At 65.8% G+C, this 16188-nt stretch carries 18 protein-coding genes; 15 read left to right on the top strand and 3 right to left on the bottom strand.

Annotated features, from left to right (window positions below; genetic code table 11):
• Positions 1–51: 51 nt before the first annotated feature.
• The 6 genes from ruvC (at position 52) to IVB19_RS32720 (ending at position 4358) form a co-directional block, all read left to right on the top strand.
• A complete protein-coding gene (ruvC, locus tag IVB19_RS32745) occupies positions 52–579 on the top strand; it encodes a crossover junction endodeoxyribonuclease RuvC (protein WP_018454591.1) in 528 nt (175 codons plus the stop codon).
• Positions 576–1193 carry a Holliday junction branch migration protein RuvA gene (ruvA, locus tag IVB19_RS32740; protein ID WP_018454590.1) on the top strand — a complete coding sequence of 206 codons (618 nt, stop codon included), beginning with the start codon at positions 576–578 and terminating at the stop codon, positions 1191–1193. The genes ruvC and ruvA overlap by 4 nt, the downstream gene beginning before the upstream one ends.
• A gap of 20 nt (positions 1194–1213) precedes the next feature.
• Positions 1214–2248 (top strand): Holliday junction branch migration DNA helicase RuvB, encoded by a 1035-nt coding sequence (ruvB, locus tag IVB19_RS32735; protein WP_018454589.1) that lies wholly within the window; start codon positions 1214–1216, stop codon positions 2246–2248.
• Positions 2249–2376: 128 nt separating this feature from the next.
• Positions 2377–3294: a metallophosphoesterase gene (locus IVB19_RS32730; RefSeq protein ID WP_247475693.1), complete on the top strand. Its 918-nt coding sequence runs from the start codon at positions 2377–2379 to the stop codon at positions 3292–3294.
• 114 nt (positions 3295–3408) lie between these two features.
• Positions 3409–3813, top strand: coding sequence for a tol-pal system-associated acyl-CoA thioesterase (gene ybgC / locus IVB19_RS32725; RefSeq protein WP_524536775.1), 405 nt, complete (start codon positions 3409–3411; stop codon positions 3811–3813).
• A gap of 77 nt (positions 3814–3890) precedes the next feature.
• Positions 3891–4358 carry a nuclear transport factor 2 family protein gene (locus IVB19_RS32720; protein ID WP_085348942.1) on the top strand — a complete coding sequence of 156 codons (468 nt, stop codon included), beginning with the start codon at positions 3891–3893 and terminating at the stop codon, positions 4356–4358.
• A 120-nt stretch (positions 4359–4478) separates the two neighbouring features.
• On the opposite strand, the gene IVB19_RS32715 is transcribed toward IVB19_RS32720, so the two are convergent.
• Complete coding sequence (locus IVB19_RS32715) at positions 4479–5198, bottom strand: type 1 glutamine amidotransferase (RefSeq protein WP_247820764.1); 720 nt, start codon at positions 5196–5198, stop codon at positions 4479–4481.
• A 17-nt stretch (positions 5199–5215) separates the two neighbouring features.
• The gene (locus tag IVB19_RS32710) at positions 5216–6148 is read right to left on the bottom strand and encodes a LysR family transcriptional regulator (RefSeq protein ID WP_247820763.1); all 933 of its coding nucleotides are present in this window, start codon (positions 6146–6148) and stop codon (positions 5216–5218) included.
• Positions 6149–6299: 151 nt separating this feature from the next.
• On the opposite strand from IVB19_RS32710, the gene IVB19_RS32705 reads away from it, so the two are divergent.
• From IVB19_RS32705 to IVB19_RS32665, 9 genes are read left to right on the top strand one after another with little or no spacing between them, the layout of a single operon-like run.
• The gene (locus IVB19_RS32705; RefSeq protein ID WP_085394709.1) at positions 6300–7256 is read left to right on the top strand and encodes an N-carbamoyl-D-amino-acid hydrolase; all 957 of its coding nucleotides are present in this window, start codon (positions 6300–6302) and stop codon (positions 7254–7256) included.
• A gap of 35 nt (positions 7257–7291) precedes the next feature.
• A complete protein-coding gene (locus tag IVB19_RS32700; protein WP_247820762.1) occupies positions 7292–8116 on the top strand; it encodes an ABC transporter substrate-binding protein in 825 nt (274 codons plus the stop codon).
• Positions 8113–8970 carry an amino acid ABC transporter permease gene (locus tag IVB19_RS32695; protein WP_247820761.1) on the top strand — a complete coding sequence of 286 codons (858 nt, stop codon included), beginning with the start codon at positions 8113–8115 and terminating at the stop codon, positions 8968–8970. Before IVB19_RS32700 ends, IVB19_RS32695 begins: the two co-directional genes overlap by 4 nt.
• Complete coding sequence (locus tag IVB19_RS32690) at positions 8967–9731, top strand: amino acid ABC transporter ATP-binding protein (RefSeq protein WP_018453744.1); 765 nt, start codon at positions 8967–8969, stop codon at positions 9729–9731. Before IVB19_RS32695 ends, IVB19_RS32690 begins: the two co-directional genes overlap by 4 nt.
• 14 nt (positions 9732–9745) lie before the next feature.
• Positions 9746–10561 carry an ABC transporter substrate-binding protein gene (locus tag IVB19_RS32685; RefSeq protein ID WP_026232589.1) on the top strand — a complete coding sequence of 272 codons (816 nt, stop codon included), beginning with the start codon at positions 9746–9748 and terminating at the stop codon, positions 10559–10561.
• The gene (locus tag IVB19_RS32680; RefSeq protein ID WP_018453746.1) at positions 10548–11432 is read left to right on the top strand and encodes a polysaccharide deacetylase family protein; all 885 of its coding nucleotides are present in this window, start codon (positions 10548–10550) and stop codon (positions 11430–11432) included. The genes IVB19_RS32685 and IVB19_RS32680 overlap by 14 nt, the downstream gene beginning before the upstream one ends.
• An 8-nt stretch (positions 11433–11440) precedes the next feature.
• Complete coding sequence (locus IVB19_RS32675) at positions 11441–12091, top strand: aspartate/glutamate racemase family protein (protein ID WP_247294022.1); 651 nt, start codon at positions 11441–11443, stop codon at positions 12089–12091.
• Positions 12092–12113: 22 nt separating this feature from the next.
• A complete protein-coding gene (locus tag IVB19_RS32670; RefSeq protein ID WP_018453748.1) occupies positions 12114–13697 on the top strand; it encodes an ABC transporter substrate-binding protein in 1584 nt (527 codons plus the stop codon).
• Positions 13694–15067 (top strand): amidohydrolase family protein, encoded by a 1374-nt coding sequence (locus IVB19_RS32665; RefSeq protein WP_247820760.1) that lies wholly within the window; start codon positions 13694–13696, stop codon positions 15065–15067. Before IVB19_RS32670 ends, IVB19_RS32665 begins: the two co-directional genes overlap by 4 nt.
• Here the strand turns inward: IVB19_RS32665 and IVB19_RS32660 are convergent.
• Positions 15057–15974, bottom strand: a complete 918-nt coding sequence (locus tag IVB19_RS32660) for a LysR substrate-binding domain-containing protein (RefSeq protein ID WP_247820759.1) — start codon at positions 15972–15974, stop codon at positions 15057–15059. The two genes, IVB19_RS32665 and IVB19_RS32660, sit on opposite strands and share 11 nt — an antisense overlap.
• Between the last annotated feature and the right edge of the window lie 214 nt (positions 15975–16188).

Below are 16188 nucleotides of genomic sequence, written 5' to 3'. Positions count from 1 at the left end.
TTCCGTTCTGTTTCTGTTTCCCCCACGGCGGCCAGCCGCTATCACTGGCTCATGACGACGCTCCCGATTCGTGGCCCCGTTCGCATCATCGGCATCGACCCTGGCCTGCGCCGCACCGGCTGGGGCGTGATCGAGGCCGAGGGCAACCGCCTGATCTACGTCGCCTGCGGCTCGGTGGAGCCGCCGGACGATTTGCCGCTGGCGAGCCGGCTGCTCGCGATCCATGAGGGGCTGGCCGCCGTCCTGTCCAGTCACAAGCCGATGGAAGCCGCGGTCGAGCAGACTTTCGTCAATAAGGACGGCGTCGCGACGCTGAAGCTCGGCCAGGCCCGCGGCGTCGCCATGCTCGCGCCTGCGATGTTCGGCATCAGTGTTGCCGAATACGCGCCGAACCAGGTGAAGAAGACGGTGGTCGGCGCCGGCCACGCCGACAAGCAGCAGATCGCGATGATGCTCAAGATTTTGCTGCCGAAGGCCGATCCGCCGTCCGCGGACGCCGCCGACGCGCTCGCCATCGCCATCACCCATGCCCATCATCGCCAGAGCACCGCGCTGCGGCTGAAGGTGGCAGGCTTATGATCGGCAAGCTCAAGGGCCTGATCGATTCCTACGGCGAGGATTTCGTCATCCTCGACGTCGGCGGGGTCGGTTATCAGGTGCATTGCTCGACGCGCACGCTGCAGCATCTGCCCTCGCCGGGCGAGGCCGCCGTGCTGTCGATCGAGACCTATGTTCGCGAGGATCAGATCAAGCTGTTCGGCTTCCGCAGCGATCAGGAGCGCGAATGGTTTCGCCTGCTTCAGACCGTGCAGGGCGTCGGCGCCAAGGTCGCGCTCGCCGTGCTCGGCACGCTTGGGCCGTCCGACCTCGCCAACGCGATCGCGTTGCGCGACAAGGCTGCGGTGGCGCGCACGCCGGGTGTCGGCCCCAAAGTCGCAGAGCGCATCGTCACCGAGTTGAAGGACAAGGCGCCGGCCTTTGCCAATGTCGATCCGGCGGTCGTGCACCTCGCCGGCGCCGTCGACGACCAGCGCGCGCCGCGGCCCGTGGCGGACGCGATCTCCGCGCTGGTCAATCTCGGCTACGGCCAGCCGCAAGCTGCCGCGGCCATTGCATCTGCATCGCGCAGCGCGGGTGAGAATGCGGAGACCGCGCAGCTCATTCGCCTTGGCCTGAAGGAGCTCGCGAAGTGAGCGATCCCAAGGCCGACCGCATGGTCACGCCCGAGCGCCGCAGCGATGATGTCGGCGATACCGCGCTGCGCCCGCAATCGCTGTCGGACTTCGTCGGTCAGCAGCAGGCGCGCAAGAATCTGTCCATCTTCATCGAGGCGGCGCGCAAGCGCGGAGAGGCGCTGGATCATGTGCTGTTCGTCGGTCCCCCCGGCCTCGGCAAGACCACGCTGGCGCAGATCGTGGCCAAGGAGCTCGGCGTCGGCTTTCGCGCGACATCAGGCCCGGTGATCGCCAAGGCCGGCGATCTCGCCGCGCTGCTCACCAATCTCGAAGAGCGCGATGTGCTGTTCATCGACGAGATCCATCGCCTGAGCCCGGCGGTGGAAGAAGTGCTCTATCCCGCGATGGAGGATTTCCAGCTCGACCTCATCATCGGCGAGGGTCCGGCGGCGCGCTCGGTGAAGATCGAGCTGTCGAAATTCACCCTCGTCGGCGCCACCACCCGCGCCGGTCTGCTCACCAATCCCTTGCGCGACCGCTTCGGCATTCCGGTCCGGTTGAATTTCTACACCATCGAGGAGCTGGAAAGCATCGTCACCCGTGGTGCCCGCGTGCTCAACGTCGGCATGAGCGCGGATGGCGCCAACGAGATCGCGCGACGCGCGCGTGGCACGCCGCGTATCGCCGGCCGGCTGCTGCGCCGCGTGCGCGATTTTGCTTCGGCGGCCGATGCCGACAGGATCGATCGCAAGATTGCCGACCACGCGCTGAGCGCGCTCGAGGTCGATGCCGCCGGCCTCGACGCGATGGACCGCCGTTACCTCACGACCATCGCGCAGAACTATGGCGGCGGCCCGGTAGGCGTCGAGACGATGGCCGCCGCTCTGTCGGAGCCGCGCGATGCGATCGAAGACATCATCGAGCCCTATCTGATCCAGTGCGGCTATCTGCAGCGCACTCCGCGCGGCCGCCTGCTCACCTCGCACGCCTTTCGCCATCTCGGCATCAGCGAGCCATCGCGCGATGCGGCGGCACAGTTCGGCCTGTTCGGCACCGACGAGAGCGACGACTGATCTGCGCAAGTACGGACGGTCGGGCCGTCATGAATTTCCGGTGATTTCGTGCAGAGGGTCTGCACAAAAGCACCCCATTTCCGCTTCAATAGGGTCGCATCAACAAGCTGCATCACGATCAGGCTGCCATGATCACGCGCCGTCACCTCATCCGTTCCATCGGCGGACTGTCCGCCCTCGGCGCATCGACCGCGGCCTATGGCGTCGGCGTCGAGCCGGTGCTGCGGCTTCGCGTCACCCGCTATCATCCAACCCCGCGGCAATGGCCGGCGGATTTCCCGCTGAAGATCGCCGTGATCGCCGACATCCATGCCTGCGATCCCTGGATGTCGCTGGAGCGGATCGAAGCCATCGTCGATCGCACCAATGCGCTGAATGCGGATATCATCGTGCTGCTCGGCGACTATGTTGCCGGTCTGCACCAGGTCACGCGCATCATTCCGGCGAGCGAATGGGCCAAGGTGCTGGCCGGTCTGAAAGCGCCGCTCGGCGTCCATGCCGTCATGGGCAACCATGACTATTGGGCGGACAGGATCGTCCAGCAGGCTGGACACGGGCCGACGGTCGCGCATCGCGCGCTGGAGACGGCCGGCATTCCCGTCTACGAGAACGACGTCGTGCGGCTCGCCAAGGATGGCCGTGCATTCTGGCTCGCCGGCCTTGGCGATCAACTCGCCTTTCTGCCGGCGCGACGCTTCCGGAGCACGGGACGCTTCGGCGCCGACGATCTCGACGCGACGCTTGCCAAGGTCACCGACGACGCGCCGATCATCCTGCTCGCGCATGAGCCCAATATCGCGCCGCGCGTGCCCGCCCGCGTCGCGCTGCAACTGTCCGGCCACACTCATGGCGGCCAGGTCCGCCTGCTCGGTTGGTCGCCGGCGGTTCCGCCACAGCACGGCCTCCGGCTCGCCTATGGCCATGTCCGGCTCAAATGCGACGTCATCATCTCCGGCGGCCTCGGTTGCAGCATCATGCCGCTCCGCGTCGGCGTGCCGCCGGAGATCGTCGAGGTGACGCTGGGGCGTGGGCCGGCGGTGGTCTAGCCGCGCTTGCGCAGCCGGCCGTTTTTGCGCAAAACGGGCTGGTTACCGAAAAGCGAAGAGGCTCGCGACGTGACAGCTCATCTCGACGGCGAGATCCGCGACGGCCGCCACCATATGCAGGTCCGCGTCTATTACGAGGACACGGATTTTTCCGGCATCGTCTATCACGCCAACTATCTGCGCTTCATGGAGCGCGGGCGGACCAATCATCTGCGGCTGATGGGCGCCGAGCAGCAGGCATTGTTCGAGCAGGCCGAGGCGGAAGACGCAAGCTTCGCCTTCGTGGTGCGCTCGATGCATCTCGATTTCCTCAAGCCTGCCCGGATGGACGACGTGCTCGACGTCGTGACCTGGCCGGTCGCCGTGAAGGGTGCCTCCATCATGCTGGCGCAGGAGGTGCGGCGCGGCGAAGTCGTGCTGGTGAAAGCCGAGGTGCGGGTCGCCTTCATCAGCGGCGGCCGTGCCCAGCCGATCCCGAAATCGATCCGCGCGTTGATGAAGGCTGATCCGATTTCGTGATCGGGCGATAGCGGACGGCCTCTCGACTCCCCCGCGCGCGGCGATAGATTGCACTCCCGCCAACCGATGAGGCCCTCATGTCGCGCCCGCCGCTCCCGCCCTTTACCCGTGAGACCGCAGCGCAAAAGGCCCGCATGGCCGAGGATGCCTGGAATTCGCGCGACCCGGTGCGCGTCTCGCTCGCCTATACCGAGGACAGCCGCTGGCGCAATCGCTCCGAGGTTTTTCAGGGGCGCGAGGCCATCGTCACGTTCCTCACCCGCAAATGGGAGAAGGAGCACGACTACCGCCTGATCAAGGACCTCTGGGCGTTTGACGAAAACCGCATCGCGGTGCGCTTCCAATACGAATGGCACGATGCGAGCGGCCAGTGGTATCGCTCCTACGGCAACGAGCAGTGGGAGTTCGACGAGCACGGCCTGATGCGGCGCCGCGAAGCCTCGATCAACGACATCGCGATTGCGGAGAAGGACCGGCGGTTTCACTGGCCGGCACCGGGGCCGAGGCCTGCGGATGTGGTGGGGCTGGGGACGGATCCGTTCTGAGGCTTGCAAACAACTCTCTCCCCTCATGGTGAGGAGCCGCGAAGCGGCGTCTCGAACCATGCAGGCCCGGTTGCTGCATTTGGGCCTCTATCCTTCGAGACGCGCGCGGGAGCGCGCTCCTCAGGATGAGGAGGTGGACCTGCGCGCTAGAAATCTCGTAATCGCGCCACCAAGCTTGGCGTGATCCATCGGCTGCGCCAGTGATTCCCTCGCCGTGGCAACGACGGCGTCCGGCGCCTTGCCGATGCGCAGCTCGCAGCACACCTGCGCAAACTCCACGTCGAACTCCGGATGCGGCTGCAGGGTGAGCGTCGCGCCGTTGGCGTAGAGCAGGCCGGCATGCGGGGTGAAATCGGAGGAGAGGATCGTCAACGCATCGTTGGGCGGCTCAATCACCTGGTCCTGATGCGAGCAGGCGATGGCGACCGCTTCGCCGTCAACGACGCCGTTGTCCGGCAGCACCTGATAGACATGCCGGCCGATGCCCCAGCCCTTCTCCGACTTGCGCACGGTGCCGCCGAGCGCCTGCGCGATCAACTGATGGCCGAAGCAGACGCCGACCATGGGTGTCCTATTGGCGTAGGCCGTGCGCACGAAATCTTCCAACGGCGCGATCCAGTCGAGCCCGTCATAGACGCCGGCGGCCGCGCCGGTGATCAGCACCGCCTCCAAATTGCGCGGATCGGGCAGCGCATCGCCGTTCGGGATGCTGACGATTTCGACCGTAGCTGTCGGATCCTCGGCGCGGACCATGCGCTCGAACATGTCCGGGAATGAACCGTGGCGCTCGCGATATTTTTGTGGGACCTGCCCGCTCTCGATGATGGTGATGCGTGCCATGTGCCCTCTGGTAAAGGTCAAGCCTCGTCGCTTCCTGCCCCATGTTGCTGGTGTGGCCCTGTGGGCTCCAGCAGCGCACTCTCTTTCCGGACCTCGTTGAGAAACGCCTTGGCCAGGCGCGACAGCGGCTCGGCTTCCGACCATAGCATATAGGCCACCGCGTGCGTCGTCGGCGCGAACGGCCGTACGACGAGGCCGGTCCCGCCGTTCTGCCGTGGCGAGAAGGGATCGACCACCGCGGCGCCGACGCCAGCGGCGGCGAGCACGCAGGCCGTGTTGCAGTAGCGCACCTCGACGGTCGGCTGGAACGGCGCGCCGGCGCGGGCAAAACTGTCGCGCACGGCTTCACCGAGCCGCGTGCCGCGCTCGAGCCCGATGAAGGGGAGTCCGGACAGGTCCGCGGCCGAGATTACCGGCCGGTCGGCGAGCGGGTGCTGCAGCGGCAGCACGCACACCATCTCGCCGGTGTGCACCACCTCATGGGCGATGCCGGGATGATGTGTCAGCCCGAGCGCAAAGCCGAGTTCGGCGACTCGGTTGAGCACGCCTTCGATGATGCCCTCGTAGCGCCGCACGTCGAAGAACACCCGGGTCTCCGGGCGGCGGCGCAGGAAGCCTGACAGCGCCGAGGGGATGATGCTGTAGGCGAGCGGCGGCGTCGCGACCAGCGCGAGATGCCCGGAGCGGTTCTCGCGAAGATCGCGCACGCGGTTCTCGAGCTTTGCGTGCAGCGCGAAGATCGCCTCGCTCTCCTTGTAGAGCGCCATCGCTTCCGTGGTCGGAAACAGCCGGTTGTTGACGCGCTCGAACAGCGCAAAACCCGCCTGCGCCTCCATCGTCTTCAGCGCGTTGCTGACGGCGGGCTGCGACAACGCCAGTTCGTCGGCCGCCGCAACCGTGGTGCGGTGGCGGATGACGGCGCGGAGAATCTCGAGCTGGCGCAGGTTCATATCACTGCCGATTATACTCTGGGCCAAAACATCATAGCAGAACGAATTGATTTTGCAGCCCCGCTTCCGCGTAATGGCCGCAGATTTGCACGTCGCATCAAAGGGTTCATCCGCCCATTGAGGCGCCACTGCGCACAGATTGGAGGCGATCTTGGTTCGTGTCCTTCGCGCCGCCGCCGCACAGATGGGGCCGACGCAAAAAGCCGATACGCGCGAGCATACGCTGTCGCGGATGCTTGCGCTGCTGGAGGAGGCGGCCGGCCGCGGCGCCAGCCTCGTGGTGTTTCCCGAGCTTGCCTTCACCACCTTCTTCCCGCGCTGGCTGCTCGAAGGCGAGGCGCTCGACCATTATTTCGAACGCGGCATGCCGAACCCGAACGTCGCCGCCTTGTTCGACCGTGCGCGTGCGCTGCGCGTCGGCTTCTATGTTGGCTATGCCGAGCTGACGCCCGATGGACGCCGCTACAATTGCGCCATCCTGGTCGACCGCGACGGCGAGCTGCTCGGCCGCTATCGCAAGGTGCACCTGCCGGGCTCGGTCGAGCCGCGACAGGGTGCGCGCTACCAGCAGCTCGAGAAGCGCTATTTCGACTATGGCGACCTCGGCTTTCCCGCCTTCCGCGCCGGCTCGGCCTGGGCCCACGCGATCATGGGCATGATGATCTGCAACGATCGCCGTTGGCCGGAATCCTGGCGCGTGCTTGGCCTGCAGGGCGTCGAGCTCGTCTGCATCGGCTACAATTCGGCGGCCTATGATCCCAATGGGGGCAGCACGGAAGATGCCTCCTTGCGCACCTTCCACTCTACGCTGGTGACGCAGGCCAACGCCTACATGAACGCGACCTGGGCGATCTCGGTGGCGAAGGCAGGCGAGGAGGACGGCTCCGGGCTGATCGGCGGCTCCTGCATCGTCGATCCCAATGGCCGCATTGTTGCGCAGGCCGCAACGCTGACCGATGAGGTGATCGTCGCCGACATCGATCTCGACCTCTGCCGCCAGGGCAAGGACAAGATGTTCAACTTCGCCGCACACCGGCGGCCGGAGCAATACCGGGTGATCACCGAACGCGCCGGCGTGATCGAACCCGCGGTTCTCGACGCAGACTGACAGGACGTTCCAGCAACACTGGCAAAGGAGCCGATATGACGCGCCTCTCGTATTTCTTCGGCATCGCAGCGTTGGCGGCCGTGACGTCCGCGCAGGCGGCGGAGCTTCCGGCGGAGATCAAGCAGGCGGGCGCGTTGAAGCTCACGGTCAACTCGACATACGCGCCGATGGAATATCGCGATCCCGCAACGAATGAGCTCGTCGGGCTCGACGTCGATCTGGCGAACGAGCTCGCCAAGCGGCTCGGCCTGAAGATCGTGTGGAGCGAGACGCCGTTCGCCGAATTGATCCCCTCGCTCCAGACCAAACGCGCCGATTTCATCATCTCCGGCATCTCCGATCGCGCCTCGCGGCGCGAGACCGCCGATTTCGTCGATTATCTCGGGACCGGCCCGCAGTTCTTCGTGATGGCGGAGAACGAAGCCAAGGCTGCGACCGATCTCTGCGGCAAGAAGGTCGGGACCACCCGCAGCACCAGCTTCCCGGTCGAGATCGAGAAGTGGAGCAAGCAGAATTGCGAGCCGGCCGGCAAGCCGGCGATCCAGTACGTGCCGGGCGAGAACTCGATCGACGTTCGCAACCAGCTCAAGCAGGGCCGTATCGACGCCGCCGTACAGGGCAGCGAGACGCTGCCTTATGCGCAGACGCAGGAACCCGGCAAATACCGCGTGATCGGCGAGCCCTTTGCCAAAGGCTATCAGGGCATCATGTTCCGCAAGGACGATGCGGCGCTTCGTGAAGTGGTGACCGAGAAACTCACCGCGATGATCGCCGACGGCTCCTACAAAGCCGTCCTCGACAAATGGAGCCTTGGCGGCAACGCGGTCGCCCAGCCCATGCTGAACGCGGCGCCGCAATGAAGCCGGCACCGGCACTCGCGGAGGGTTTTCCCGATCTGTCGGGGCTGCGGATCGCGCGCGAGCCGCACTGGTTTCGCTGGCTCAGCGCGGCGCTGATCGTCCTCGTGCTTGCATTGATCGGGCGCGCTTTTGCGGGCGGCCAGATCGAATGGTCTTATGTCGGCCGCTTCCTGACCGCAAAGGTGATCATAGAGGGCATCGTCAACACCATGGTGATGGCGGTGCTGGCGATGGCGCTCGGTATCTTCCTTGGCGTCGTCGTCGCGATCATGCGGCTGTCGCCCAACCCGGTACTGAAGACCGTTGCCGCCGGCTACACTTGGTTGTTCCGCGGCACGCCGCTGATCCTGCAACTGCTGCTGTGGTTCAATCTCGCGCTGGTGTTTCCGACCATCGGCATTCCCGGCCTGTGGAGTGCGCGCGCCGTCGACGTCATGACGCCGTTCCTTGCCGCGCTGCTCGGGCTCGGCATCAACCAGGGTGCCTATACCTCGGAAGTGATGCGCGCCGGCATGCTGTCAGTCGATATCGGGCAATATGAGGCCGCGCAGGCGATTGGCATGGGACGCCTGCGTGCGCTGCGCCGGATCGTGCTGCCGCAGGCGATGCGGGTGGTGATCCCGCCGCTCGGCAACGAGTTCATCGGCATGGTGAAGGCGACCTCGCTCGCCAGCGTCATCCAGTATCCGGAACTGCTGCACAACGCCGAAAACATCTACTACGCCAATTCGCGCGTGATCGAGCTCCTGATCGTGGCCGGGCTCTGGTACCTGCTCGTCGTCTCAATCCTGACGCCGCTCCAGATGCTGCTCGAACGCCGTTTTGCGCGCGGCACATTGCGGCTCGCGCGATGACAAGACCCCTCGTCGCGATTCGCTCCGTCGCCAAGAATTTCGGCGAGTTCCAGGCTCTCAAGAGCGTCACGCTCGACGTCTGGCCCGGCGAGGTGATGTGTCTGATCGGCGCCTCCGGCTCGGGCAAGACCACACTGCTCCGCTGCATCAACCAGCTCGCGGCGATCGACAGCGGCGGCATCTGGCTCGACGGCGAGCTCCTGGGCGTGCGCGAGCAGGGCGGACGACTGCATCGGCTCAGCGAGCGCGAAATCGGGCGGCAACGGCTGAAAACCGGCATGGTGTTCCAGCGCTTCAACCTGTTTCCGCACAAGACCGCGCTCGAAAACATCACAGAGGGTCCGCTCCAGGTTCAAGGCCGAAAATCCGACGAGGTGCGCGCTGAGGCGATCGAGCTGCTGCGGCGCGTCGGATTGTCGGCCAAAGCGGACGCGTATCCCGCCCAGCTCTCCGGCGGCCAGCAGCAGCGGGTCGCGATTGCCCGCGCGCTTGCCATGAAGCCGATGCTGATGCTGTTCGACGAGCCGACCAGCGCGCTCGATCCCGAGCTCGTCGGCGAGGTCTTGGCGGTCATGAAGGAGCTGGCGCGGAGCGGCATGAGCATGATGGTCGTGACGCACGAACTCGGCTTCGCGCGCGAGGCCGCCGACCGCGTCGTCTACATGGACCAGGGCGCGATCATCGAGCACGGGCGCGCATCCGATGTGTTGGGCGCGCCGCGCGAGGAGCGTACCAAGGCATTTCTTTCGGCAGTGATCTGAATGGGGGCGTATCGATGAAGAGACTTCTGGTTACGGCGGCACTCGTTGGCGCCATGAGCGCTCCGGTCATGGCAGTCGAGCTGCCGGCGGAGATCGCCAAGCGCGGCAGCATCAAGGTCGCGCTGGTGCCGAACTATCCACCGATGGAGTTCCGCGATCCCGCCACCAACGCGTTGTCCGGCTTCGACATCGATCTCGGCGAGGCCATCGGCCGCAAGCTCGGCGTCAAGATCGAGTGGCAGGAGACCAGCTTTGCCGAGTTCATGCCGTCGATCTCGACCGGGCGGGTGGACGCCATCCTGTCCGGCTTCACGGACTATGCCAGCCGGCACGAGATCGCGTCCTTCGTCGATTATTTGCGCAGCGGCCCGCAGTTCTTCGTGCAGCAGTCGCGCAAGGCGGAGTTCAAGGACGCAGCCGCGCTCTGTGGCAAGAAGGTCGGCGCCAGCCGCCGCACCATGTTCCCCGCGCAGATCGCGGCCTGGAGCGAGAAGAATTGCGGCACCAATCCGATCCAGTTCGTCGGCACCGACGGCTCGGCCGACGCCCGCACCCAGCTCAGGCAGGGCCGCATCGATGCCGCCGCCCAGGGCAACGAGACGCTGCCCTACATCATGGACCTCGAGCCCGGCACCTATGCGACCGTGGGCGAGCCCATCGCGCAGCAATTCACCGGCATCGCTCTGCCGGTCAAGGAAAAGGCGCTGCAGCAAGCCATGCTCGAGGCGGTCGATGCACTGATCGCGGATGGCACCTATCGCACGCTCCTCGCCAAGTGGAAACTGACCGACAACGCACTCGAAAAGGCGACCATCAATGCTGGACAGTAAGGCACTCCAGAGCATTCCGCTCGTTCCGGCCAACACCGCGGATCCTGCACCGGAATACCCCTGGCCGAAGCCGTACAATTCGGCGATGTTCCTGTCGTTCGACGTGGACGCGGAGAGCGCCTGGACCAGCAAGGACGCGGTGCACGCCCAGCGGCTCATCACCATGAGCTATGGCGGCTATGAGGCGCGCGTCGGCACGCCGAAGCTCCTGGAGCTGCTCGAACAGCTCGATCTCAAGGCGACCTTCTTCGTCACGGGATGGTCGGTCGACGCGCATCCGGCGATGGCCGAGGCCATTCTCAAGGCCGGTCACGAGATCGGCCACCACGGCTATCACCATCTGTTGCCCGATCCCGGCGATCCCTGGATCGAGGAGGAGCTCGAGCGCGGGTTCGAGGCGCTCAAGCGCCGGCTTGGCGTCAGGCCGACCGGCTACCGCGCGCCCTACGGCGAGTTCACCGAGGAGCTGCGGGTGGCCTTGGTGCGCCACGGCATCGTCTACACCTCCTCGTTCCGCGACGACGTGCGGCCCTATCGGCATCGTCTCGCCGACGGCAAGCCGGGCACGATCGAGCTGCCGGTGACCGCCAGCTATGACGACTGGATGCACGGCCTGTCCGCGCGCTTCAGCCCCCGCTCGATCTTCCCCAAGGAGCATGTGCTCTCGATCTGGAAGGACGAGCTCGACGAAACCAGAGACTGGGGCGCGATGGTGACGACCGTGCTGCATCCACAATGCAGCGGTCGACCGATGCGGCTGCGCCTGCTGCGCGAATTCCTGACCTACGCAAAGTCGTGCCCGGATGTCTGGATCACGACCGGTGAGAAGATCGCGGCCAACTTCCTGCGCCACGAGGCCGGAAAAAGTTGAGCCACGCCATGACCCGTATCCTCGTCATCAACCCCAACTCCTCCGCATCGGTGACGGCGGCGATCGACGACGCCGTCGCGCCGCTACGCATCGCCGGCGGACCCGCAATCGAGGTCGTCGGCCTTGCCGGGGGGCCGCCGGGCATCAGCTCGCAACGCGACGCCGACAGCATGGTGATGCCGCTGGTCAACCGTGTGTCGCGCGCCGATGCGGATGCCTTCGTGCTCGCCTGCTTCAGTGATCCCGGCCTGCATGCGGTGCGCGAGGCGGCCGGCGGGCGCCCGGTGATGGGCATCGCCGAGTGCGGCATCTTTCGCGCAATGATGCTGGGCGAGCGATTTGGCGTCATCGCGCTGTCGCCGTCGAGCATTCGCCGCCAGCAGCGGATGGTGCGGCTGATGGGCATCGACAGCCGCTATGCCGGAAGCTGGTCGGTCGGCGCGAGCGCGGCGGAGACGGCAGGCGCGGACATCCGGGGACGGTTGATTGAAGCCGGCCGCGCGCTGGTCTCGCAATGCCGTGCCGATGTCGTGGTGATGGGCTGCGCCGGCATGGCCTCGCACCGCGCGGCGATTGCGGATGCCATCGGTGTGCCCGTGGTCGAGCCGGCGCAGCAGGCGGTGGCCGCTGCGATCGGCGCGGTCTTGTTGAACACGTAAGATCCTTCAGGAGCCTCTTGCAATGCCCGTCTCCCGCCGTTCGCTCCTCAAGGCCGTAGCCGCGGTGCCGGCGCTGTCATTTCCGGGCATCCTGCGCGCCGAATCCCAGACCACGCTACGCTTCATTCCGGTGATCGACCTCGCCTTCGTCGATCCCATCTATTCGACGGCACAAGTGTCGCGAAACCACGGCTTCATGGTCTACGACACGCTCTACGGCATGAGCTCTTCGCTCCAGGTCTCGCCTCAGATGCTGTCGGGCCATGTCGTCTCCGGCGACCGGCTGCAATGGGACCTCAGCTTGCGCGACGGTCTGTTCTGGCACGATGGCGAGCGCGTGCTCGCCCGCGACTGCGTCGCGAGCATCCGCCGCTGGGCCGCGCGCGACGGCTTTGGCGGCGAGCTGATGGAGGCGACTGACGAGCTGTCGGCCACTGACGACCGCACCATCCGCTTCCGCCTCAAACGTCCATTCCCGCTGTTGCCGCAAGCGCTGGGCAAGGCCGCGATCAACGCGTGCTTCATGATGCCGGAGCGGCTGGCGGGCCAGGATCCGTTCAAGCCGCTCACCGAAGTGATCGGCAGCGGCCCGTTCCGCTATCTCGCCGACGAGCGCGTGCAGGGTGCGCGCAACGCGTATGCCAGGTTCGAGCGCTATCAGCCGCGCACGGACGGCAAACCGGATTGGACAGCGGGCCCGAAGATCGTGCACTACGATCGGGTGGTCTGGACCACCACGCCCGATGCCGGCACCGGCGTCGCCGCGCTGCAGACCGGGGAGCAGGACTGGCAAGAGACCACGCCACACGACCTGCTGCCGATCATCAAGGCGGCCGGCGACATCGAGACGCGGATCCTCGATCCCCGCGGTTACGCCTGCATGCTGCGCCTCAATCATCTTCAGCCACCGTTCGACAATCCTGCCGTTCGCCGCGCGCTCCTGGGGGCCATCGATCAATCCGCCTTCATGACCGCGGTGGCCGGTACCGATCCGAACTTCCAGGTCTCACCGATCGGCTATTTCGCGCCGAATACGCCGATGGCCAGCGATGTCGGCCTCGATGTCTTCCGCGGCCCGCGTGACTACGCCAAAGTGAAGGCCGATCTCAAGGCCGCGGGGTATAATGGCAAGAAGGTCGTGGTGCTCGTGCCCACCAACTCACTGGCGCAGAAGCCGCTTGGCGAGATCGCCGTCGACTCCTTGCGCAAGGCCGGCATGAACGTCGAATATGCCGGGCTCGATTTCGCCGTGGTGCTGCAACGCCAACTCAAGAAGGACCCGATCGGGCAGGGCGGCTGGAGCGCGGCGGTCGGCAACTGGCAGGGCATCGACTGGCTCAATCCGGCCGGCAACACCAATATCCGTGGTGAGGGCAAGGTCGCCGGCTGGTATGCGAGCGAGAAGATGGCCGGGCTCCGCAGCCAGTGGCTGGCGGCCTCCGAGCTCGCGGAGCAGCAGCGCATCTGCCGTGAGATCCAGGCGGTGGCTTTCCAGGAAATCCCCTATATTCCGATTGGCCTGTACAAGCAGCCGACCGCCTATCGCAAAGCCATCACCGGCATTCTCGACGGCACCGCCGTCTTCTGGAACGTACGCCCCGCATGAGCATGATCGCAATCTTCGGCAGCTATGTGCTGTCACGCAAGGACGGCGCGCAGGACGTGTTGCGCGACCATTGGGTTCTGGTCGAAGGCAAGAAGATTGCCGCGGTCACGCGCGACAAGCCGCGGGCGGACGAGGTGCATGACCGTCCCGGCCGCTTCGTTCTGCCGGGCCTGTTGAACCTGCACAATCACTGCTTCTCCGAAGCGCTGGCGCGCAGCCACACCGAGGACGGCAACGGCCGCCGCAACAATCAGAGCATCGTTTACACGGTGCTTTTGCCGCTGACCAAGCGCGGTGCAGATATCTTGTCGGCGGAAGAGCGCATGGCGGTCGCGCGGCTCGGCATCCTCCAACTCCTGAAGGGCGGCGCCACCACGGTGATGGAGCCGTTCCGCAACTCGATCCCGGAGATGTTCGATGCCGCCGAGGAGATGGGCATCCGCTTCTACGGCGCGCCCTATCTGTTCTCCACCTCTGACGCCAAGGCTGGCCCCGACGGCGTGGTCCATTATGCGGGCGATGACGGCACAGCCGACATGGCGACCTGGGATGCGCTCTACCAGCGCTGGAATAATCGCGGCGACGGCCGCATCGGCCTTGCGATGAGTCCGCATGCCACCGACACCTGCGGGCCTGATCTGTTGAGGGCCTGTGCCGCGCGGGCACGCGAGCTCGGCGTGCCCGTCACGACGCATATGGCGCAGAGCCGCGCCGAGGTCGAAACCATCGGCAAGCGCTATGGCGGCCGCACGCCGGCGCAATATCTCGACTGGCTCGGCCTGCTGGCGCCCGACCTGATGGCGGCACACTGCATGTTCAGCACCGATGACGATCTCAAGCTGATGGCCGCGCGCGGTATGACGGTTCTCAACTGCCCGCGCGTGTTCGCGCGCGCCGGCGTCACCGCGGCCTTCAGCCAGTTCGCGGAGCACGGCGTGCGCACGGTGGTCGGCACCGACGGCTACAACATGGACCTGCTCGGCGAGCTCAATGCGGCGTCGCTGATCTCCAAGATCACCTCGGCGCGTGCCGATGTCGCGAACGCGCCCGAGTTGATCGAGGCGAACACGGCAATCGCGGCCGATGTCATCAAGCGGCCCGATCTCGGCCGTATCGAGCCGGGCGCGACCGCCGACCTCACGATCGTCGATCTCACCCATCCGCATCTTCAGCCGCTGTTCGACCCGCGCCGCGCGCTGATCGCGCTCGCCAATCGCGCCAATATCGATCAGGTCATGGTCGACGGCCGCATGCTGGTCGATGCCGGCCGCTATCTCGGCGCCGACGAGGCGGCGATCACGGCGGCAGGGACGGCCGCGATCGGCAAGATCTGGGACTTGCCGGAGGCACAGGCTGCATTCAACGGCTGAGCGTCGCTTCGTCTTCGAATTCGGCGAGCGATTTGCGCATGGTCTCGACGAGATCCAGCGCCACCGGCGAGGGGCTGCGCTGTGCGGGGAAAACGGCTGAGAACTCGAAGTCGATGCGCGGCAGGAAGCGGCGTGCGATGACGCCGCGGGTGGAAAATTCCTGGGCGGTGAAGGGATCGCAGATGGCGACGCCAAGTCCTGACGACACCATGCCGCACATGATCTCCGATAGCGTGGTCTCCACCCGCAGCACGCGGCGGACATCGTGGCGATGGAAGACCTGGTCGACGAGATGGCGGCTCGACGAGCCCGCCGACAGCGAGATGAAAGTCTCGCCCTCGAAATCCCACGGCTCCAGCACTTCCTTTTCCGCGAGGCGGTGACCGGTGGGCAGTACAGCCACGCGCGCGGGCGCCGGCAGCTTCTGGCTCGGCAAGCCTGAATGCGCGATCGGCACCTCGGCAAAGCCGACGTCGCATTGGTTGTTCAGCACCCAGTCGACCACGATCGGCGAGATCACACCGAAGAAAGCGAGGTTGAGGTTGGGCCGCTCCTTCAGGAAGTGCCCGGTGAGCCGCGGCAAATAGCCATTCGACAATGCTGGAAGTGCCGCGATGCGCAGTGAACCGGTGCGGCGGCCCCGGATTTCCTCGGCTGCCGCGGTGATGCGTTCGAGGCCGACGAAGGAGCGCTCCACCTCGGTGTAGAGTGCCATTGCCGCGGCGGTCGGCACCAGGCCGGTGCCGCGCCGCTCGAACAGCTCCATCTTCAGCAGCGCCTGGAGGTCGCGGAGCAACCGGCTGACCGCCGGCTGCGTCACTTTCATCAGCGCCGCCGCCTCCGTCACGCTGCCGGTCAGCATCGTCGCCCGGAAGGCTTCCACCTGCCGCGAATTGATGCGCGCCATCCCGAATTCCATTCATAACATTTAGGCATGCAGAAGCTGCCATTATTCATTGGACGATGGAAGCCGGAGTTTGCGATGTTTTTCATCAGAGCTGGAGACGGCCCGCTTTTTCGGCAGATTGGAGGGGTTCGAACCTCCGGATCGCGCCAAAACCAGCCGCGTAGGGGCTGGAGCCCTGTCGGGGAGGGATTTGCGCGGAAGGAAATGCGGAAGG

Source organism: Bradyrhizobium sp. 187, assembly GCF_023101005.1.
GTDB classification, from domain to species: Bacteria; Pseudomonadota; Alphaproteobacteria; order Rhizobiales; family Xanthobacteraceae; genus Bradyrhizobium; species Bradyrhizobium canariense_D.
The sequence above is the reverse complement of the archived record's forward strand: the minus strand, read 5'-3'. Positions and strand labels throughout refer to the sequence as shown.